20 protein-coding genes are annotated in these 18654 nt (G+C 56.9%); 18 read left to right on the top strand and 2 right to left on the bottom strand.

The window, feature by feature from the left end:
• Position 1: 1 nt before the first annotated feature.
• The 10 genes from thiO to BUA85_RS11520 all read left to right on the top strand — a co-directional run bounded on the left by thiO (position 2) and on the right by BUA85_RS11520 (position 7999).
• Positions 2 to 997 (top strand): glycine oxidase ThiO, encoded by a 996-nt coding sequence (thiO, locus tag BUA85_RS11565; RefSeq protein ID WP_072901263.1) that lies wholly within the window; start codon positions 2 to 4, stop codon positions 995 to 997.
• Positions 981 to 1178, top strand: coding sequence for a sulfur carrier protein ThiS (gene thiS / locus BUA85_RS11560; protein ID WP_072901261.1), 198 nt, complete (start codon positions 981 to 983; stop codon positions 1176 to 1178). The genes thiO and thiS overlap by 17 nt, the downstream gene beginning before the upstream one ends.
• Before the next feature lie 3 nt (positions 1179 to 1181).
• Positions 1182 to 1955 carry a thiazole synthase gene (locus tag BUA85_RS11555; protein WP_072901259.1) on the top strand — a complete coding sequence of 258 codons (774 nt, stop codon included), beginning with the start codon at positions 1182 to 1184 and terminating at the stop codon, positions 1953 to 1955.
• A 130-nt stretch (positions 1956 to 2085) separates the two neighbouring features.
• Complete coding sequence (locus tag BUA85_RS11550; RefSeq protein WP_072901257.1) at positions 2086 to 2682, top strand: thiamine phosphate synthase; 597 nt, start codon at positions 2086 to 2088, stop codon at positions 2680 to 2682.
• On the top strand, positions 2679 to 3674 hold the full coding sequence (locus tag BUA85_RS11545; RefSeq protein WP_072901255.1) for a HesA/MoeB/ThiF family protein: 996 nt from the start codon (positions 2679 to 2681) through the stop codon (positions 3672 to 3674). Before BUA85_RS11550 ends, BUA85_RS11545 begins: the two co-directional genes overlap by 4 nt.
• Positions 3671 to 4609 carry an ABC transporter substrate-binding protein gene (locus BUA85_RS11540; RefSeq protein ID WP_072901253.1) on the top strand — a complete coding sequence of 313 codons (939 nt, stop codon included), beginning with the start codon at positions 3671 to 3673 and terminating at the stop codon, positions 4607 to 4609. The genes BUA85_RS11545 and BUA85_RS11540 overlap by 4 nt, the downstream gene beginning before the upstream one ends.
• Positions 4606 to 5283 carry a thiaminase II gene (gene tenA / locus BUA85_RS11535; protein WP_072901252.1) on the top strand — a complete coding sequence of 226 codons (678 nt, stop codon included), beginning with the start codon at positions 4606 to 4608 and terminating at the stop codon, positions 5281 to 5283. Before BUA85_RS11540 ends, tenA begins: the two co-directional genes overlap by 4 nt.
• Positions 5280 to 6008 carry an ABC transporter ATP-binding protein gene (locus tag BUA85_RS11530; protein WP_072901250.1) on the top strand — a complete coding sequence of 243 codons (729 nt, stop codon included), beginning with the start codon at positions 5280 to 5282 and terminating at the stop codon, positions 6006 to 6008. The genes tenA and BUA85_RS11530 overlap by 4 nt, the downstream gene beginning before the upstream one ends.
• Positions 6005 to 6751: an ABC transporter permease gene (locus BUA85_RS11525; RefSeq protein WP_072901249.1), complete on the top strand. Its 747-nt coding sequence runs from the start codon at positions 6005 to 6007 to the stop codon at positions 6749 to 6751. Before BUA85_RS11530 ends, BUA85_RS11525 begins: the two co-directional genes overlap by 4 nt.
• 246 nt (positions 6752 to 6997) lie before the next feature.
• Positions 6998 to 7999, top strand: coding sequence for a fatty acid desaturase (locus BUA85_RS11520; protein WP_083526265.1), 1002 nt, complete (start codon positions 6998 to 7000; stop codon positions 7997 to 7999).
• Between the two features lie 97 nt (positions 8000 to 8096).
• Here the strand turns inward: BUA85_RS11520 and BUA85_RS11515 are convergent, their stop codons facing one another.
• Together BUA85_RS11515 and BUA85_RS11510 are read right to left on the bottom strand one after the other, a co-directional pair.
• The gene (locus tag BUA85_RS11515) at positions 8097 to 9167 is read right to left on the bottom strand and encodes a ParB/RepB/Spo0J family partition protein (RefSeq protein ID WP_072901247.1); all 1071 of its coding nucleotides are present in this window, start codon (positions 9165 to 9167) and stop codon (positions 8097 to 8099) included.
• The gene (locus tag BUA85_RS11510) at positions 9160 to 10548 is read right to left on the bottom strand and encodes an AAA family ATPase (RefSeq protein WP_072901245.1); all 1389 of its coding nucleotides are present in this window, start codon (positions 10546 to 10548) and stop codon (positions 9160 to 9162) included. The genes BUA85_RS11515 and BUA85_RS11510 overlap by 8 nt, the downstream gene beginning before the upstream one ends.
• Positions 10549 to 11075: 527 nt before the next feature.
• Here BUA85_RS11510 and BUA85_RS11505 point away from each other — a divergent pair.
• The 8 genes from BUA85_RS11505 to gmd all read left to right on the top strand — a co-directional run bounded on the left by BUA85_RS11505 (position 11076) and on the right by gmd (position 18654).
• Positions 11076 to 12269 carry a replication initiation protein gene (locus tag BUA85_RS11505; RefSeq protein WP_072901243.1) on the top strand — a complete coding sequence of 398 codons (1194 nt, stop codon included), beginning with the start codon at positions 11076 to 11078 and terminating at the stop codon, positions 12267 to 12269.
• 81 nt (positions 12270 to 12350) lie between these two features.
• Complete coding sequence (locus tag BUA85_RS11500; RefSeq protein WP_072901241.1) at positions 12351 to 13154, top strand: class I SAM-dependent methyltransferase; 804 nt, start codon at positions 12351 to 12353, stop codon at positions 13152 to 13154.
• 4 nt (positions 13155 to 13158) lie between these two features.
• Positions 13159 to 14187, top strand: a complete 1029-nt coding sequence (locus tag BUA85_RS11495) for a glycosyltransferase family 2 protein (protein WP_242649055.1) — start codon at positions 13159 to 13161, stop codon at positions 14185 to 14187.
• A complete protein-coding gene (locus BUA85_RS11490) occupies positions 14184 to 14909 on the top strand; it encodes a hypothetical protein (protein WP_072901239.1) in 726 nt (241 codons plus the stop codon). The genes BUA85_RS11495 and BUA85_RS11490 overlap by 4 nt, the downstream gene beginning before the upstream one ends.
• Before the next feature lie 52 nt (positions 14910 to 14961).
• A complete protein-coding gene (locus BUA85_RS11485; RefSeq protein WP_072901237.1) occupies positions 14962 to 15858 on the top strand; it encodes a hypothetical protein in 897 nt (298 codons plus the stop codon).
• 13 nt (positions 15859 to 15871) lie between these two features.
• A complete protein-coding gene (locus tag BUA85_RS11480) occupies positions 15872 to 16879 on the top strand; it encodes a glycosyltransferase family 2 protein (RefSeq protein WP_072901235.1) in 1008 nt (335 codons plus the stop codon).
• Positions 16876 to 17493, top strand: a complete 618-nt coding sequence (locus BUA85_RS11475) for a class I SAM-dependent methyltransferase (RefSeq protein WP_072901233.1) — start codon at positions 16876 to 16878, stop codon at positions 17491 to 17493. The genes BUA85_RS11480 and BUA85_RS11475 overlap by 4 nt, the downstream gene beginning before the upstream one ends.
• 39 nt (positions 17494 to 17532) lie before the next feature.
• Complete coding sequence (gmd, locus tag BUA85_RS11470; protein WP_072901231.1) at positions 17533 to 18654, top strand: GDP-mannose 4,6-dehydratase; 1122 nt, start codon at positions 17533 to 17535, stop codon at positions 18652 to 18654.

The raw sequence follows: 18654 nt of genomic DNA, 5'->3' as shown, positions 1-18654 counted from the left end.
GATGACCCAAGTCACCATCATCGGCGGCGGTGTGGCGGGCCTGTGCGTGGCGCAGAACCTGCTGAACCGTGGGGCCGAGGTGACCGTCTATGACAAAGGCGGCGCACCCGGGCCCCATGCTTGTTCGTGGTGGGCCGGTGGCATGCTCGCGCCCCACTGCGAAGGGGAAAGCGCCGAAGAACCCGTGATCCGCTTAGGCCAAGAAGCCGCAGACTGGTGGGACTTTCACACCGGAGCGGTTACCCGCAACGGCTCCCTCGTCATCTCACCTACGCGCGACGAGGCCGATCTGCGCCGCTTCGCCCGCCGCACGAGTCAGTTCAAAGAGGTGAACGGCGCCGAGATCGCCGCATTAGAACCCGATCTCGAAGGTCGTTTCTCAAAAGGCCTCTACTTCGAAACCGAGGCGCACCTTGCCCCGCGCCAAGCCCTCGCCTCCCTGCGCGAAAAGCTGATCCAAGCGGGTGTCAACTTCATCACCGAAGAGGCCGACCCAAAGGCCCACGCCACTAACGGTCTGACCGTGGATTGCCGGGGCTTCACGGCGAAAGACACGCTCGAAGACCTGCGCGGCGTGAAAGGCGAAATGCTGATCCTCTCCTGCCCCGATGTGACCCTGAGCCGGCCAATCCGCCTGCTTCATCCCCGAATACCGCTCTACATCGTGCCGCGGGGCGACGGGATTTTCATGTTGGGCGCGACCCAGATCGAAGCCACCGCCAGCAAACACGTCACCGCCCGCTCGCTTCTCGAACTCCTCTCTGCCGCTTATGCGCTGAACCCCGCGTTTGGAGAGGCCGAGATCCTGGAAACCGGCGTCGACAACCGCCCTGCCTTCCCCGACAACCTGCCGCGCATCCGCCGCGACGGGAATTTGATCCAAGCCAACGGCCTTTTCCGCCACGGCTTCCTTCTGGCCCCAGCTCTCGCCCGCATGGTGGCCGAGGCGATCTTTGACAACGCAACACCGGAGGTGATGGATGAAACTGCTGCTTAACGGCGACCCGATCACCACCGAGGCCACGACCCTCGACGCGGTGCTGGATGAAAACGGCTACGCCGAGGCGACTGTCGCAACGGCTGTGAATGGAGATTTCGTCCCAGCGACTTTGCGCTCCTCTCACACCCTCACCGAAGGCGACCAGATCGAAGTGCTCGCCCCGATGCAGGGGGGCTGAGCGATGCGCGATTTCTACGGTGTCACCCTCGCCAACGGCTTCATGCTTGGCACCGCGCAATACCCCTCACCCGCGATCCTCGCAGATGCCTTCAAACGCTCCGGCGCATCGGTCGCCACCGTCTCGCTCCGCCGGGAAAGCGGACAAGATCGCGCGGGCCAAGACTTCTGGGCGCTGATCAAGGACCTCGGCGTGCACATCCTGCCCAACACCGCAGGATGCCACACCGTGAAGGAGGCCGTGACCACCGCGCATATGGCGCGCGAGGTCTTTGGCACCAAATGGATCAAGCTCGAAGTCATCGGGGAAGAGGACACACTGCAACCGGATGTCTTCGGCCTGACGGAAGCCGCGCGAATCCTCTCCGAGGACGGTTTCGAGGTCTTCCCCTACTGCACCGAAGACCTCGTTGTCGCGGGCAAGCTGGTGGATGCGGGGTGCGAAGTGCTGATGCCATGGGGCGCACCCATCGGCTCGGGACAAGGGCTGAACAACGTCTTCGGCCTGCGCGCCATGCGCGCACATTTTCCCGATATCCCGCTGGTCGTCGACGCAGGCCTGGGCCTTCCAAGCCACGCTGCGCAAGCGATGGAACTGGGCTATGACGCCGTGCTTTTGAACACTGCAGTCGCCAAAGCGGGTGATCCGGCACTGATGGCCGAAGCCTTCGCCAGTGCGATCAAAGCTGGCGTCCAGGCGCAGATCAGCGACCCGATGGAACCGCGAGATATGGCCGCCCCGTCCACTCCTGTGATCGGAAAGGCGTTCTTGTCATGATGTTCTGTAGTCGCTTTGCCCGACAAAATCGGGCAGCGCCCGGACCTCCCCCCCGAGGGGAGGGCGCTTCACGCCTCCCCTGGAGGTCCACGCGCGATCATCGCAAAGGGCAAACAAGGGGTGCCAAATCATGACCCTCGACCGCTTCTACCCGATCTTCGACAGCACCGACTGGCTCCGCCGCCTACTGCCGCTTGGCATCAAGCTCGTGCAACTGCGCGCCAAAGACCTCGACGAAGGCACACTGCGCCAAGAAATCCGCACCGCCCGCGATCTCTGCCACGACGCCGGTGCCACGCTGATCGTCAACGACCACTGGCAAATCGCGATCGAGGAAGGCTGCGACTATATCCACCTTGGCCAAGAAGACCTCGACACATCCGACATAGACGCTATCCGCGCCGCTGGCCTCAAACTCGGTGTCAGCACCCATGACAAAGCCGAGTTGCGCCGCGCCATGGAACTCAATCCCGATTACATCGCCCTCGGCCCGATTTACCCCACCATCTTGAAGAAGATGAAATGGCACGAGCAGGGCCTCGAAAAACTCACCATCTGGAAAGAGATCATCGGTGACACGCCCCTCATCGCCATTGGCGGCATGTCCGTCGAGCGCGCCCAAGGGGCCTTTGACCACGGCGCTGATGTCGTCAGCGCCGTCACCGACATCGCCCTCAACGAAGACCCCGAACAGCGGGTCAGAGACTGGATCGCTGCCACCAGATGACCCGCTACGCCCGCCAAATGATCCTGCCCGAAGTGGGACAGGACGGTCAGAGCAAACTGACCAAGGCACACGCGCTCATCATCGGCGCAGGCGGCCTCGGCCATCCTGTCGCGCAATATCTGACGGCTGCGGGCGTCGGCCAAATCACCATCATCGACCCAGACACGGTAGAGCTTTCGAACCTGCATCGCCAAACGCTCTTTACTGAGGCCGAAGTTGGGCAACCGAAAGCACAAACGCTCTGCACCCGCCTCGCGAAGCTCAATTCAGATGTCGCGCTGAAAGCCATCACCGGCACGCTAAACCCCGATACAGCCCCAGAGCTGATCGCCGCCGCCGACATCATCCTCGATTGCGCGGACAGCTTTGCGGCAAGCTACATCGCCTCCGACGAATGCCTCACCCAAGGCAAGCCTCTCATCTCAGCCTCCGCCCTCGGCCTGCAAGGCTACGTCGGCGGGTTCTGCGGCACGGCTCCACCCCTCCGAGCTGTCTTCCCTGACCTGCCCCAACACCTCGCCACCTGCGCCACCGCGGGCGTGATGGGTCCTGTCGTCGGAACCTTGGGCGCGATGCAGGCGCAAATGGCAATCAACACGATCCTAGGCCTCACGCCCTCCCCGCTCGGTCAGTTGATGCAAGTCGATTTCGCGACGCTCCGCACGTACCAATTCCGTTTCGACACAGCGCCAGAACCAGATACAAAGTTGACCTTCACAACACATAACCAACTGACTCCAAACGATTTCATCGTAGATCTGCGCGAAACCGACGAGGCTCCTACCCCCGTCGCGCCCACCGCACTCCGCCACCAGGTCGCCGATTTCGACACCGCCCACCCGACGCCCGCAAAGGGCCAAAGGGCGATCCTCACCTGCCGCTCTGGCCTGCGCGCCTGGCAAGCGGCCCGTAAATTGCAGTCCTATTGGGACGGCGAAATCCTGTTGATCGCCATGGGCGACACGAACACCAACCAAGGAACAGACACATGAAACTTACCACTTTCACCGCCGCCGCCGCGCTTTTAGCGGCTCCTGCCATGGCGCAAGACAAAATGACCCTTCTGCTCGATTGGTTCGTCAACCCCGACCACGGCCCGATTATCATTGCCGAAGAGCTTGGCTATTTCGCCGATCAGGGCCTTGAGGTTGAAGTCATCGCCCCAGCCGACCCGTCCGACCCTCCAAAGCTGGTCGCTGCCGGACAAGCCGAACTCGCGATCTCTTACCAGCCACAACTGCACCTCCAAATCCACGAAGGTCTACCACTTCAGCGCGTCGGCACTCTGGTTGCGACGCCTCTCAACTGCCTCCTCGCCCTTGAAGACGGCCCGATCGAAACACCGGCGGACCTGAAAGGCAAAAAGGTCGGCTTCTCGGTCGGTGGCGTAGAAGAGGCGGTGCTGGGTGCAGTCCTGAACACCTACGACCTGACACTCGACGACATCGAACTGGTGAACGTCAACTTCTCGCTTTCCCCATCCCTGATGACCGGCCAAGTCGATGCCGTCATCGGCGCCTTCCGTAACTTTGAACTGAACCAGATGGACATCGAAGGCGTCGCTGGCCGTTGCTTCTACGTCGAGGAAGAGGGCCTGCCGCCTTATGACGAACTGATCTACGTCGCCAACACCGAAACGATGGACAAAGAGATGATCGCCCGCTTCCTCGCCGCGACAGAGCTTGCGACACAATACATCGTCAACCACCCGCAAGAGAGCTGGGAAATCTTCGCTGGCACATCCGCAGAACTTCAGGATGAACTCAACGCCCGCGCTTGGGTCGACACCCTGCCACGTTTTGCCCTACGTCCCACCGCGATGGACGAAGGCCGCTATGAGGCGTTTGAGGCATTCTTGAACGAAGCGGGCCTGATCCCCGCCATCAACCCAGTGTCCAAAATCACCATCGACGTAACCGCGAAATGAGCGTGAGCTACGGAAAAACCTTCGCCAGCCTTCGGGCTGGCGCGGATCAGGCGTGGGAGGATTACACCCGCCACGCCTTTGTGGAAGGTCTTTGCGACGGCACCCTGCCCCGCACGGCTTTCCTGCATTACCTTGTGCAGGATTACGTCTTCTTGATCCACTTCTCTCGCGCCTGGTCGCTGGGTTTGGTGAAATCCGAGACGTTGGACGAAATGAAGGTTTGCGCAGGCACCGTCGACGCACTGGTCAACCACGAAATGGCACTCCATGTGCAAACCTGTGCCGCCGAAGGCATCGACGAAGAAACGCTTTTCACTGCCGCCGAAGAAGCCGAAAACCTCGCCTACACCCGCTACGTGATGGATGCGGGCCTACAAGGCGATTTCCTTGATCTCATGGCAGCCCTCGCGCCTTGCGTCTTTGGTTACGGCGAGATTGGCGCACGTCTCGGTACAGACCACGCAGAGCCGTACAAAGACTGGATCAACACCTACGCCGGTGCGGAATACCAAGAGGTCTGCGAGACCGTCGGTACCATGCTCGACGCCGCCGTCGCCCGCCGCCTCGGCGATGACCCGCAAAGCTCGCCCCGCTGGGCACACCTCCAGAACCGCTTTACCAGAGCAACAGAACTCGAAGTCAGCTTCTGGAGCATGGGTCTGCGCGGCGCGTGAACGAGGCGCCGTCCATAACGCTGCAAGGAAGCCATGCCATCGACGGGCGCACGCTCTTTGATGGCATCACGCTGACCCTACCCGCAGCCGAATGGACCTGCCTCCTCGGCCCCTCGGGCGTCGGCAAATCCACGATCCTGCGTCTGATCCTTGGCCTCGACACCGCTGGCACCTTCACCGGTTCCATCGAAACCTCTGACGCAAAGCCGTTAGACAACCGCATCAGTTACATGGCGCAGTCGGATCTGCTGCTGCCGTGGCTGACCGTTCTGGAAAACGCCGTGTTAGGTGCCCGTTTACGGGATGAAAAACCTGACCTCGACCGTGCCCAAACGCTCCTCGCCCGCGTCGGCCTCTCAGACCATCAAACCAAGAAACCCGCCGCCCTCTCCGGCGGTATGCGCCAACGCGCTGCCCTTGCACGCACGCTGATGGAAGACCGGCCCATCGTGCTTCTCGATGAGCCCTTCTCCGCACTCGACGCTGGCACCCGAGCCGACATGCAGGAACTCGCGGCAGAGGTGCTGACAGATAAAACGGTCATGCTCGTCACCCACGACCCCGGTGAAGCGGCCCGTATGGCCCACCAAATCGTCCTCCTGACGCCCTCAGAGGCGAAACAGTGGCCGGTGCCGCCAATCCCGCCCATACGCCCTGTAGACGCGCCAGAGACGCTCTCAGCCCAATCAGAGCTCTTGGCGCATATGCGGGGGTTCCGCGCATGAGGTGGTTTTACGGCGTCACTGCGATGATGGTGGGACTGGTCCTTTGGCAGGCGATTGTCTGGATCACGGGGGTTCCGAAATTCATCCTGCCCTCTCCGCTGCAAGTGGCGGAGGCGGCCTACACCAGCCGCGCCCTGATCGCTGAACATGCGATAGTGACAATTACCGAAGTCATCATCGGCCTCCTAATCGGCACGGTCTTAGGGGCGGTCACGGCAATCCAACTAGCCGGCTCACAGACCCTACAACGGCTGATGCTGCCGATTCTGGTCTTCACCCAAGCCGTTCCGGTCTTTGCACTCGCGCCGATCCTGACACTCTGGTTCGGCTACGGCATGGCCTCCAAAATCGTGATGGCGGTTCTGATCATCTACTTCCCCGTCACCTCAGCGTTCCACGACGGTCTCAGCCGCGTGGACACCGGCCTCATCGACCTCGCCCGCACGATGGGCGCCACCAAAAACCAAATCATGCGCCGCATCCGCATCCCGCACGCCCTACCCTCCTTGGCGACAGGTATGCGACTTGCTGCTGTCTATGCCCCAATCGGCGCAGTGATCGGCGAATGGGTCGGATCGTCAGAAGGCCTCGGCTATCTGATGCTGCTCGCCAGCGGACGCGTAAAGATCGACCTGATGTTTGCCAGCCTCATCACCTTGGCAATCATCACCGTGATCTTACACACCGCCGTCGGCATCCTCGCCGACCGCCTCTCTCGCTACGCTCAAGGGGTGACAGCTTAACTTTGCGGTTCGCCATCAATGCCGCAAATGCTATGTCGTATCCAAAGCACCTCGGAGTAATTTGAAATGCCCGCCTACCTTGTCGACCTCCTCGCCTGGTCCGCAGCCTTCATCATCCTGTTTTTTGGCATCCGCTATTTGCAGAACCGAAAGTCAGACAAAGACGAAAAGTGACACAACACTTGATCAAAGAAGCCAATCCACATTAGCCTGTTTTTAATTCGTTAATAAATTTTTGAGGTCATAATGAGCGACCGTGTGATGGAGCTGCGCAAAGCAGCCCGCCAATTTGCGACGTCAGACAATCCACGGGCATGGCGAGAACTTGCAGGAACCCTCGGTCTCTACATCCCAGCCTACCTAATTGCCATCACTCAGTACTCAAACCTTTTGCTGTTCATTCCAGCCATGGTCATCACCATCGCAATGACCATGCGGATCTATATGATCCAGCACGATTGCATCCACCGGTCGTTTTTCAAGATGCGCTCGACCAATGACATCACGGGCAAGCTCCTCTCTCCCATCGCCATGACGCCCTATGAGGCGACGCGCTATAACCACAACCTCCACCATGCCCATGTCAGCGACCTCGACCGCCGCGACACGTTTGAAATCTACGTAATGACCCTGCGGGAATGGGAACAGTCCGGTTTCTGGAAACGCCTCGCCTACCGCATTTACCGCAGCCCTTTCGTTTTGGTCTTCACCGGACCATTCATTGTCTACCTTTTGCTCCGCCGGTTTCCCCTTTGCTGCCTCAGAACTGGGATCGGAGATCAGATCATCCACAACCTTCTGATACTTGGTCAGATAGGCTTGACCTACCTGATCGCGGGTACAAATGGCCTCTGGGTTTGGCTTTTGATCGTCTACCTCACTTCAACGCTTGGTGTTTTGATCCCCTACATTGTGCACAATTTTGAAAACATCCACTGGGGCACCCGCCCTGATATGGATTTCGCCACTGGCGCTCTAGATGGATCATCCGTGCTCGACTGGGGCTGGCTGTTCCATAAAGCCGTGATGAACATTGGCTATCACGACCTACACCACCTCAACGCCAAGATCCCGGGCTACAAGCTGAAAGAAGCCCATGAGTACCTTGAGGCCCAAGGTCTTTTGCAGCCGGTAAAGATCGGATTCTTCCAAGGCCTCTCTTGCTATCAGTGGAAGCTCTATGATGAGGAAGGCGGCAAAATGATCCCCTTCCCGAAAACAAAAGACGGACAGATGATTACCGCCTAGCACCTGCCAGTCTTTTGAGAAAAACACTTCCGCCGGAGGCAACCAATCATCTATCCGATTGATTTTAAACAGATTTCAAGGGCGTTTCGCAGCGAAACTACCCTTTTTCGAATAAACGCTGCAGCTCGATCATTGCGGTTTCAATTGTTTCCACATCCACCGCGCGTCCTTTGAGCCGGATAAAGTACCCATGGCTGTCGACGCCTTTGGTCAGCGTCACGCCTGTGGACAGCTTGAGCGTATCCCGCCCGACCCAGCCTGCGGGTGTCACGGCCTTTGGGCGGCCCATCTTTTTAGCCTTCGGAGCGCCCTCCTCGATCTGCTTCAAGATCGGTTCTATCGCATTCCATTCGTCCTCAAAATCGCGCGCAGCGATGCGGGATAGAGCGTCGCGCAGTTGGTCCTCCCCGCCCTGCCGCAATGCGTTCACGATGCGTAGGCCCCGGCGCTCTGACATCTCTTCAGCAAAGGTCAGCAAGTCGCCAAAAGCTTCGAAAATCTCAGCGAAAGATTTGATCTTGGAACGCTTCGCTTTGGAGGCGGAAAAGAACATCTGTTTGATGGCGTGATCGGTGCTTTTGAACGCGTCTTCACGCGCGGCCAGAACAGCGATCCGGCCCCGTTCAAAATGGCTGAGATCTTCGCGGACTTCGTTTTCCTCGACCATGGAGATAAAGCTGCTGGCGAGGTCTTTGGGGGGCACAACAACCGCTTTGATCGTTGTTGGGCCGTTCTTGTATTGCTCTGCCATTTCGCGGTGCACTAGAAGGCGGCGGTAGCCGGAGAGCAGCGCGTAGGTGCCATCCTCTTTCTGAGAGACCTCAATCGGCAGGCGCAGGCCATTGACGCTGATCGACAGTTTGAGCTCATCCAGCTCCGCTCGCCCAAGAACGGAGCGGTCGCGGATCATGGTTTTTTCATCGATCTGGTCGAGCGGGATTTCTTGGATCAGAAGCCCCTTCTCTTCCGCGTCTTTCAGCCGTTCGGCGTCCATCCGATTAAGCCGCGCGCCGGGGCTTTCGGCCGTGCCCAAGGGGGCCGTTTCCGCCGCGACCTGCGCAATTGGAGCTGTTGCGGGATTGGGTCGTTTTTGAGTTTCGCTGCGAAACTCTGCATCCAGTTCGGCCAGTTTATCGGCGCTTGGCGGTTCCAGTCTGCGTTTAGCCATTGGTCTGCTCCTCTTGAGCTTTCATCATTTGTTGGTCACGCCACCATGTGCCCAAAAGCACCTCTTTCACCTCGGCCCATGTGCGGTCAAATGTCTCACGACCACGGACGTAGGTATCGCGGTTGAAGTCGCGATAGTCGGCTTCATAGATGCCGTTCACGTTCTCTCCGGCCTGTCCGACCATGGCGGTCAGCTCCTGCCGGTAGGTCGTCATAAAGTCGCCGAAATAGGCTTGGATGACGTTGGCCAGGTCGGTTTGCTGGCTGGCGTCGAAGCGGGTGACGATGGCCCGCACGGCGTCCCATTCGAACGTCATTTCGGGCAACCCTTGCTGACGGCGGACGGAGTTTTCCCCGTCTTCGATGGAGGCGAATGTGCTGTAGAGCATATCGAAAAATCGGCCGGTGCTGTCGAACTCCAAAAAGGATGCGCCAAGCGGCACCAGCAAGATGTCAGCGGCGGCGAGCGCGTTGATGGTGAGGTACCCAAGGGCGGGTGGCGTATCGAGGAGGATTACATCGTAGTCATCTAAGATACCCTCACCAGACAGCGCGTTGGTTAACGCATCCCAAAGCGGCCAAGAGCGGCTTTGCATCCGCCATACAGGCACTTGGAATTCCGCCCAGTAGAGGTTCAGTTGGGCTCCGATCAGATCGATGTTGGGCCAATGGGTGGCTTGGATTAGATCGCGGGCGGACATGTTGCGCGCCTCTTGCAGCGTTTCGTCCAGTTGCGGAGTTTCGCTGCGAAACTCTCTGGCTTCGGCTTCGAGGTGCATGGCGAAATCTTTGGCCATCAGCGGGAAGGCCGTTTGCCATTCGTCCTGCACCTGACCGCCCATAATCGAGGTCATGGAGCCTTGGCTGTCGAGGTCGATCACCAGCACTTTGTAGCCATCGAGCGCGGCTGACATGGCCAGATGCGCCGCGGTGGAGGTTTTGCCCACGCCACCTTTAAAGTTCGCTACACTGATGATCTTGGCGGGCAGGCCTTCGGGCCGATAGGGCAGGTATTCGCGGTCGGCGGCACCTTCACTCGCAAAGTGTTTCCGCAAGGTTAAGACATCGTCCAGTGTGAACCACTTGGAATTGCCCTCGCCGGTGCCTTGGGGGAGGTCCGGATTGGCCTTCAGGACGCGGCGGAAGTGCGAAGGGGCGACGGGGATCAGATAGCGACAGACCTCCCACGTGGAGAACCGGCGCAGGCGTTTGGCGCCATCAGGAGCGTGACCGCGCTTTGCCAGATCCTCGCGACCTTTCGCAGCGAAAGCGGCGGCTTTTGCGAATCGTGTGGTGTCGATAGGTTCAGAGAGCTTGGCTGCTGCAGTTGCCGGATCGATGTTGAGATAAGGGGGCAGGGGCGCTTTGGACGCGGATGACATGTGTTTGCCTCAATGTCTGCAAGTTATTATGGTTTCTCGCAAACTATCGCACATGAAATCGAATTTGAGAATCAGAAAGCTTATTCTGAGCCAGAATAGAGCCTAATAAGGTAAAATATATGCACTAAAGCTGTTTTATCTGTTTGGAGTCTTTAAGGTATTTATTTCTCAAAAGACTATTATAATCATAAGGTTACGCCATATTGGGAGCCGCGATACGGGATGAAAGGTACCGGTTTGCGGGATGAAAGGGCGCCCGATGCAGGGGGAGCAGGGCCGATTCGCGGGGTTTTAGGGACCAAGACTCGGGTTGGCCCGTGTTTGTGTCGATATGCACAGGGTTATCCACATCAGTGATGGTATCTGTCCCGTATTTGGATACCTTTGGACGAAGAAAATCAAGGTACCTTACGTGAAAGGTACCCGGCTACGGGATGGTCCGAACCCGTATAAAGGTGCCTGAGGATTTGTTGCCGTGAGGTGCCTTTTCTGTCATAGTTGTGCGAAAGACCAGCAGAGTCGGACAGATGGCAGAGCAGACCGCCAAAGATATGAACGTCGAACTGACGGGCGCGCTGAGACGCGGTTCGGTGAAGAAGAACGTGGCCGCGATCCATGTGAGTGGCAAGCTGACGTTGTTGCAGCGCAAGCTGTCGAATGTCTTGCTGCTGAATGCCTACGACACGCTGATCCATCAGACGACGCATCGGATCGATGCGCGGACGTTGTGCGCGATGATCGGCTATAACTCCAACGACATGGAAACGCTGAAGGCGTCGCTGCGCGGTTTGGTAGAGACGTTGGCCGAGTGGGATATGCTTGACGCCGACGGCCAGCAGGAATGGGGGGTGTCGAGTCTTCTGGCCTATGCCAAGCTGAAGGGCGGCGTTTGCGAGTATTCTTATTCGGCGGCCTTGGCGGAGAAGCTGCACGATCCGAAAGTCTTTGCGCTGATCAATCTCAACATTCAGCGGCGGTTCACCAGTGGGCACGCGCTGGCGCTTTATGAGAATTGCTATCGCTTCGTGCGCACCGGCAGCACCGGTTGGTGGGAGTTGGAATTGTTCCGGCGGCTGATGGGTGTGAGCGACAGCACTTATTACGAGGTGTTCAAACATCTCAACGCAAAAATCATCAAACCAGCGGTGGCGGAGGTGAATAAGACCTCAAACATCATTGTAACGCCGGAGACCCGTAAGATGGGCCGCGCGGTGAGCCATATTCGGTTCAAGATCAAAGAGAACCCACAGCTGGCAATCCTAGACATTGATGACGGTGAAGGTGCGCGAAATTCGCCTGTTTATGATCGGCTACGGGGGCAGGGGGTCAGCGACCGTTTGGCGCGACAGTGGATCAATGAGCATGGCGACGCCTACGTCGCAGAGAAAATCTCTTACGTCCAGGGGCAGAAGGGTGTGCAGAACCCCATCAGCTACCTCTCTGCCGCATTGAAGGCGGATTATGGGGCAGGGGAGCCGGCGGAGCCTAAGCCGTCCTCTGCCCGCGCGCGCAAGCTGATGGCGGTTCGGGATGCCGTGGCGGCGCGGACGCCGACGCAGCGGGATGCGGATAAGCGGCTTTTCGTGAGCCGGATTGAGGATGCGGCAGCGCGTCAGGACTTTGAGGCCCATGGCTGGATGTCGGCACTGAATGCCGAAACGATCTTTGAGTTTTGGGAAGATATGATGCCAGGCGTGTTTGACGAAGGTGTCACCCCATAGGAACAACTGCAAATAGCTGAACGTTCTAGGGCTTTTGTTTTGCCGCGACATTGGTAGTGTCGGCAAAAAAAACGGGCAGTTATGACCGAAAAACACATGGGCAGTGCCGGTGCGTCGAAAGACGCGACCGATCATGATAGAATTTTTGAGCTGTTGGCGTTGCTAACACCATGGGACATTGATCTCGATAAGTTCCGCATCGGACGCCGCGGGGACGGAGGCTATGTCGCCGCTGATCAATTGCATCCGAAGCAAGCTATTTTGAGTTATGGCATTTCGAACGAAGTCAGTTTCGATCTGGAAATGGCAGAAGCGGGGTTCAAAGTCTGGCAGTTCGATCACACGATCGACGGCGCGCCGGTGGTGCACGACAACCTGATCTTTCATAAGGAAGGCGTTGCTGGTCGGGATCGGCCGGAAGAAAAGCTGTTCACTGTTGAGTCGCACGCTGAGCGATTTGGGATAAACCTTGATGGTGCCATTCTGAAGATGGATGTCGAAGGGTCGGAGTGGGATGTGTTCTCGACCATGCCCGAAACGGTCTTAGCAAAGTTTGATCAGATCTATGTAGAATTCCATGGGCTGGCTCGAATTGCGCGCCCAAGATTTGCGCCGGTATTCAAAGTCGTTATGGAAAAATTGAACCGGCATTTCACCCTGTTCCATGTGCATGCCAATAATGCGCGGCCGTTGGTACAGATTGAAAACTATGTAACGCCGGGTTTGCTAGAAGCGTCATTCATTCGGACAGAGCTTGTGGACCGGTCCGCTTCAAACACTTGGTATCCTACCGAATTGGATGAGCCGAATATGAGAAACCGGCCGGACCTAAACCTCTGGCTTTTCCCGTTTGCGCCCCGGCCGTCAGATCCGTTGTCGAGGTGATTTGATGGCTGGCGATCCGATCCTGATCTACACGACGATGAAGAACGAAGGCCCCTATATGCTGGAATGGGTAGCCTATCATAAATCCTTGGGTGTCGATCAGTTTTTGATATTTACGAACGATTGTACCGACGGGACTGACGCAATCGCAGAGCGGTTGACCGAACTTGGTGTCGCGATCCACGTCGACAATGCGGTTGCGCCGGGCGGCAGTCCGCAAAACCAGATGTTGCGTCGGGTCCGGCGACACAAAGCGTTTAAGCGGGCGGGTTGGACGTTTTGCCTAGATGTAGATGAATTTTTAAATATCCGGATTTTAGGAGCGGGCGTTCCGGAGCTTATCGCCAAGTTGGAAGAGGTGTCTGGCGGCCCGATTGACGTCGCCTCATTCGCTTGGAAGCTGTTTGGATGCGGCGGAATCGAAACCTTTGAAGACAGACCTGTCACGCAGCAGTTTTTCATGTGCGATGATGAGGTAACGCCCTATTCGGGGGTCGCGCAGGGGTTCAAATCAATCACCCGCAACAATGGGACGTTCCCGCGATATGGCCCGCATCGGCCCAAGGGTGCCTCAGATGACATTGCGCCACGCCTTCGGTGGAGCGATGGGTCCGGTCAGCTGATGCCCTACGAGACTGTATCCTGGCGGGCGCGTCCGGGCTTTGGGCATGAGTTTGCACGCCTGCATCACTATGTGGTGCGGTCCGTTGATGGGTTCTTGGTCAAGCGTGATCGAGGGAAGACCAATCATGTGAACCATGATCAGGCTGAGACCTATTGGAACAACATGAATGCCAACCTTTGTGAGGATCGTACGATCTTACCAGCAGTTGAGCGTGCGGAAATCGTGCGGTTGGAGTTGATGGCCGATCCTGCTTTGTCGGAATTGCACGAAGCGGCGGTCGCATGGCACAAGGCCAAAATTTCAGAATTGCGTGCGCGGGATGATTGGCAAGAGTTCCGCGATTTTCTGAAAGCGAATTTGACCCATCGAGCGGCGTCGACCAAAGCCGGGGGAGGGGTCAGCGCATGATGATCTTTTGCGGCGATTCACACGTGCGGCCTTTTGAATACAACGTGTTCGAGGGCGGCCAAGATGATGATGTAAGGAAATACAGCCATCTTGTTTGGAAAGCCGGTGCAACGGCAGCAGGGTTCGCGCGAAAGACATCTCGTCGACAGCTGAGTGCCGCCTTTGCGGATGCGTGCGCAAAGGTTGGGCCTAAGCGTGTGTGTTTTAATCTTGGACAGGTGGATGCCGAAGTAGGGTTCTATTTTGCAACCATGACCAAGGGTCCACTTGAATTTGAGCCATGGTTGACGGAGCGCTATGAGGCTTTCATTTCCCATGCTCAGTCCTTTGGATTGAGCTTTGTAGTAAAGGGGTTGAACCCTTCGACGCTGATCTCAGAGGAACGACTAAAGTCCTATATCCGTCGGACAACGATCAAGTCGTTTCCAACGCGATCTGATTTTCGCATTGCCTTTCGGTCCATTGCGCCGTTGGTTTCTGTCCAGCAACATGCGGAGCGGAATGTGATAGCGCAGTCTATCTTGCAGCAGATCTGCCGACGAGAGACGATCCCATTTTTCGATATACGTGATTTGACGATGTCACCGAGCGACGAGGGTCTGGCCAAGCCAGAGTTTGTCGCGCCGCATCTGGATGTGCATTTGATCGACTCATTTGCCTTGCGGCAGGCCTATAGAGACGAGGTGCAATCGGCATTTCGCTTTGTAAGGCGGGCGGCTTAAGATGCCGAGGAGCTGTAAAATCGTTTTCGCTTACAGGCGCGGGCAGATCCACATGGGTGGAAAGATGATGCGTGTCGATCAGCTGAGCCAAATGGCTGCTGATATGTTGCCATCGGACCAATATGATGTTCAAACAGCCTTTGTTCCGCGAGAGGATCGCAGGCACAAGGTCCGGGAATTAATCGACGCGTGCCGAGGAGCGGTTGTGATTTTCCATAAATCGGCCGCCTCCAATATTGGGCCAGATACCAGAGCTGAGATTCGCAAAGTAGCCGCGGGTATATGTGTTGATCATTTAGACATTGTCGTTGGGCCGCTTGAGAAAGGGTTCTTTGATGTTCACATCGTCGCGTCGCGCTTTGCTGAGGCGGAGCTGGTTCAAAACCTCAATGGACTGAAACCTCTTCCTGGCACGCAAGTCCGCCATTTGCGGCATCATGCGGACCCACGGTTGGGAGAGATCTCCGCGCGCGAGATTGACAATTTTCAGCTGGGTTATTTCGGGATGTTAGAGAACATTGCGGATCGGTCCGCTTTTCCTGACGACATGTCGATCCCAGACTATGAGCCGACAGAGTTAGATGGGTTTTTGAACGCTTTGCCTAAATCAAACCTTCACGTCACGGTGCGCAAGCCGTTCCCAAAGAGGAGCTTTGGAATTTTACCGACCAAGCCTTTCACCAAGGGCTTTAACGCTGCTGTGGTCGGAGCAAATGTTCTGGTCAACACGCAGGTGCATGACGCGACTTACTACCTGGGGGAGGACTATCCCTTTCTGATCCCTGATCCTTCCCCCAATTCTGTGCGTGCTGGGATTGAGCATGCACGCGAGGCCTTTGGATCAGCGGAATGGCAGATGGGTTTGGACCGTATGGCGGATATGAGGGCGCAGGTGGCGCCGGAAAAGGTCGTGCAGGAGCTGCGGCAGATTGTGGATTTGTTTGGATAGGCGAGACGGCTGAATGGCGGAACAAGAAACATTTTTGATTGTCACTACGATGAAGAACGAGGGCCCGTTCATGTTGGATTGGGTGGCCTATAATCGGTCTATCGGTTTTGATGATATTCTGATTTATACCAATGATTGTTCTGACGGGACCGACCTGATCGGTGACCGATTGCAGGCTTTGGGGTTTGCCCACCATGAGCGCAATCGGTTGGGTCCGCGCGCTACGCCACAAAATCGTGCTCATAGCCTGTCCATGAAGCATCCGAGCTTTCATGCGGGGGATTGGGTGATGAGTTTGGACGTTGATGAGTATATCAACGTGCGTTTACCGTCTGGATCAATCCGTGAGCTGGTCGATGCTTCTGGTCCGTCGGACGCCATCTCGATTGCTTGGAAGATGTTTGGCCATGGCGGGATAGACGACTTTGAAGATAAGCCTGTGCCAGAGCTGTTCTTGCAATCAACTGGAGAGCATCAATTTCCGCATTACAAGACGCGCGCGTTCAAAACCTTATTTCGGAATAACGGTAAATTTCACCGCTATAAAGCGCATCGACCGAGGATCAATCCAGACGAGGCTCCGAACCCGGAGGCTCCTTATGAGGGGGTTGTTTGGCGCGATGCTGCGGGGCAGACGACACAAGCTGCAGATGTAGATTGGAAGATTTGGCGCGGCTTTGGGCATAGATTCGCCCGAGTGCATCACTATGCCGTGCGGACGACAGATAGCTTCCTTGTAAAGCGTGATCGCGGCAGGACCAATCATGTGGGGCAAGATCAAGGATTGGAATACTGGCAGCAGCTAAACCACAACCATGAGAGAGACGATAGCATTCTTCGGCACATGTCCGGCATGCAGGCCGTTAAGGATGAGATGATGGCCGATACGACTTTGCGCAAGCTGCATGAAGACGCTTGCGATTGGCATCGGGCGAAGGCGGCAGAGCTGAAGGCGCGTCCGGAATGGTCGGATTTTGTGGCGACCCTATATGGCTCAAAAGAGAAAGCACAGGCGCTATGACACAGGACATGACCAAAGAAGAGCGTCGCGCGCGTCAGGCGCGGCAGCGCGAGAAGAAGGATGCGCTGCGACGCGACATGCTCAAAAAAATGCCGAAGGAAGCAGTTTGTGTTGAGATCGGTGTCTGGAAGGGAGAGTTTTCGACCATCTTGGTTGAAGAGTTGCGGCCAAAGCATCTTTACTTGATTGACCCTTGGGCTGTTCAGGATGATGCCGCAGGCGGTGCCTCATTGGCGGGGGCTCAAGACAAGGCGCGCATGGATCGTATTCACGACCATGTGGCAGAAAAATTTGCGCAACAGATCGCTTCTGGGTCGGTTTCGATCCTACGGGACTTTTCGGTTCCTGCGTTGGCGACATTCGACGGGGGCGCGATTGATTTTGCCTATGTCGATGGTGACCATACCTATGAAGGTGTGCTGTCCGATTTGGAAGCCTTGCATCCGAAATTGAAGGTCGGCGGTGTCGTGATGATGGATGACTATCATCAGCGCGGTTGGTGGGGCGATGGCGTTATTCGAGCGTTGAATACCTTTGTTGGGCGGCTCCCGGCACACTATCGGTTCAAGATGATGGCTGGCGCTCAGATAGCGGTGAGCAAATTAAAGGACTAGGCCAAACACCGTGATTTGGTCCGAAGAGTGGAAAAGAGCATGTCAAAGAGAGCATTGATCACAGGCATCACGGGGCAGGACGGATCGTTCCTGACGGAGTTGCTCTTGGAAAAGGGCTATGAGGTGCATGGTATCAAGCGTCGCGCGTCTTCGTTCAACACGCAGCGGATTGATCATGTTTACGAAGATCCGCACAATCCGTCGCCTCGGCTGAAGCTGCACTATGGCGATTTGACCGACACGCTGAACCTGACGCGTATCCTGCGCGAAGTGGAGCCGGATGAGGTGTATAACCTTGGGGCGCAGAGCCACGTTGCCGTCAGCTTTGAGGCGCCTGAATACACGGCGGATGTGGATGCGATAGGGACTTTGCGGTTGCTGGAAGCCATTCGGTTTCTGGGCTTTGAGGAACGGACGCGGTTTTATCAAGCCTCGACCTCAGAGCTGTATGGGTTGGTGCAAGAAACGCCGCAGACGGAGAAGACGCCGTTTTATCCTCGGTCGCCTTACGCCATTGCGAAGCTTTATGCCTATTGGACGGTTGTGAACTATCGCGAGGCCTATGGCATGTATGCCTGCAATGGCATCCTGTTTAACCACGAAAGTCCGCGGCGGGGGGAGACGTTTGTGACCCGTAAGATCACGCGGGGCTTGGCGAATATCGCGCAGGGTTTGGAAGACTGCCTGTATATGGGCAACATCGACGCGCTGCGCGATTGGGGGCACGCGAAAGACTATGTGCAGATGCAGTGGTTGATGCTGCAACAGGAGCAGCCGGATGACTTTGTCATCGCCTCGGGCAAACAACATTCGGTGCGGGATTTTATCACGTGGAGCGCATTGGAGCTTGGCATCCGGTTGCGGTTCGAAGGGCAGGGGTTGGATGAGGTTGCGATTGTCGACAGTGTGGAGGGCGATGATGCGCCTGCGCTGAAAGTCGGTGATGCAATCGTGCGGATTGATCAGCGCTATTACCGGCCTGCGGAAGTTGAGACGCTGTTGGGCGATCCGTCGAAGGCCAAGAAGGAGCTTGGGTGGGAGCCGACGATCAGTGCCGAAGAGATGTGTAAAGAGATGGTGGCCGAGGACCTCAAAAGCGCCAAGCGCCACGCCTTGTTGAAAGAGCACGGGTTGGAAATGCCTGTCTCGATTGAGAATTAG

The organism is Cognatiyoonia sediminum, from assembly GCF_900129845.1.
Classification (GTDB): Bacteria; Pseudomonadota; Alphaproteobacteria; order Rhodobacterales; family Rhodobacteraceae; genus Cognatiyoonia; species Cognatiyoonia sediminum.
Note: the sequence above shows the minus strand (reverse complement) of the source record. Positions and strands in the feature narration are given on the sequence as shown.

What these genes read in the sequence shown, in the direction of transcription:
- thiO (WP_072901263.1), top strand. Translation starts at nt 2, where the DNA reads ATGACCCAAGTCACCATCATCGGCGGCGGTGTGGCGGGCCTGTGCGTG.
- thiS (WP_072901261.1), top strand. Translation starts at nt 981, where the DNA reads ATGAAACTGCTGCTTAACGGCGACCCGATCACCACCGAGGCCACGACC.
- BUA85_RS11555 (WP_072901259.1), top strand. Translation starts at nt 1,182, where the DNA reads ATGCGCGATTTCTACGGTGTCACCCTCGCCAACGGCTTCATGCTTGGC.
- BUA85_RS11550 (WP_072901257.1), top strand. Translation starts at nt 2,086, where the DNA reads ATGACCCTCGACCGCTTCTACCCGATCTTCGACAGCACCGACTGGCTC.
- BUA85_RS11545 (WP_072901255.1), top strand. Translation starts at nt 2,679, where the DNA reads ATGACCCGCTACGCCCGCCAAATGATCCTGCCCGAAGTGGGACAGGAC.
- BUA85_RS11540 (WP_072901253.1), top strand. Translation starts at nt 3,671, where the DNA reads ATGAAACTTACCACTTTCACCGCCGCCGCCGCGCTTTTAGCGGCTCCT.
- tenA (WP_072901252.1), top strand. Translation starts at nt 4,606, where the DNA reads ATGAGCGTGAGCTACGGAAAAACCTTCGCCAGCCTTCGGGCTGGCGCG.
- BUA85_RS11525 (WP_072901249.1), top strand. Translation starts at nt 6,005, where the DNA reads ATGAGGTGGTTTTACGGCGTCACTGCGATGATGGTGGGACTGGTCCTT.
- BUA85_RS11520 (WP_083526265.1), top strand. Translation starts at nt 6,998, where the DNA reads ATGAGCGACCGTGTGATGGAGCTGCGCAAAGCAGCCCGCCAATTTGCG.
- BUA85_RS11515 (WP_072901247.1), bottom strand. Translation starts at nt 9,167, where the DNA reads ATGGCTAAACGCAGACTGGAACCGCCAAGCGCCGATAAACTGGCCGAA.
- BUA85_RS11510 (WP_072901245.1), bottom strand. Translation starts at nt 10,548, where the DNA reads ATGTCATCCGCGTCCAAAGCGCCCCTGCCCCCTTATCTCAACATCGAT.
- BUA85_RS11505 (WP_072901243.1), top strand. Translation starts at nt 11,076, where the DNA reads ATGGCAGAGCAGACCGCCAAAGATATGAACGTCGAACTGACGGGCGCG.
- BUA85_RS11500 (WP_072901241.1), top strand. Translation starts at nt 12,351, where the DNA reads ATGACCGAAAAACACATGGGCAGTGCCGGTGCGTCGAAAGACGCGACC.
- BUA85_RS11495 (WP_242649055.1), top strand. Translation starts at nt 13,159, where the DNA reads ATGGCTGGCGATCCGATCCTGATCTACACGACGATGAAGAACGAAGGC.
- BUA85_RS11490 (WP_072901239.1), top strand. Translation starts at nt 14,184, where the DNA reads ATGATGATCTTTTGCGGCGATTCACACGTGCGGCCTTTTGAATACAAC.
- BUA85_RS11485 (WP_072901237.1), top strand. Translation starts at nt 14,962, where the DNA reads ATGGGTGGAAAGATGATGCGTGTCGATCAGCTGAGCCAAATGGCTGCT.
- BUA85_RS11480 (WP_072901235.1), top strand. Translation starts at nt 15,872, where the DNA reads ATGGCGGAACAAGAAACATTTTTGATTGTCACTACGATGAAGAACGAG.
- BUA85_RS11475 (WP_072901233.1), top strand. Translation starts at nt 16,876, where the DNA reads ATGACACAGGACATGACCAAAGAAGAGCGTCGCGCGCGTCAGGCGCGG.
- gmd (WP_072901231.1), top strand. Translation starts at nt 17,533, where the DNA reads ATGTCAAAGAGAGCATTGATCACAGGCATCACGGGGCAGGACGGATCG.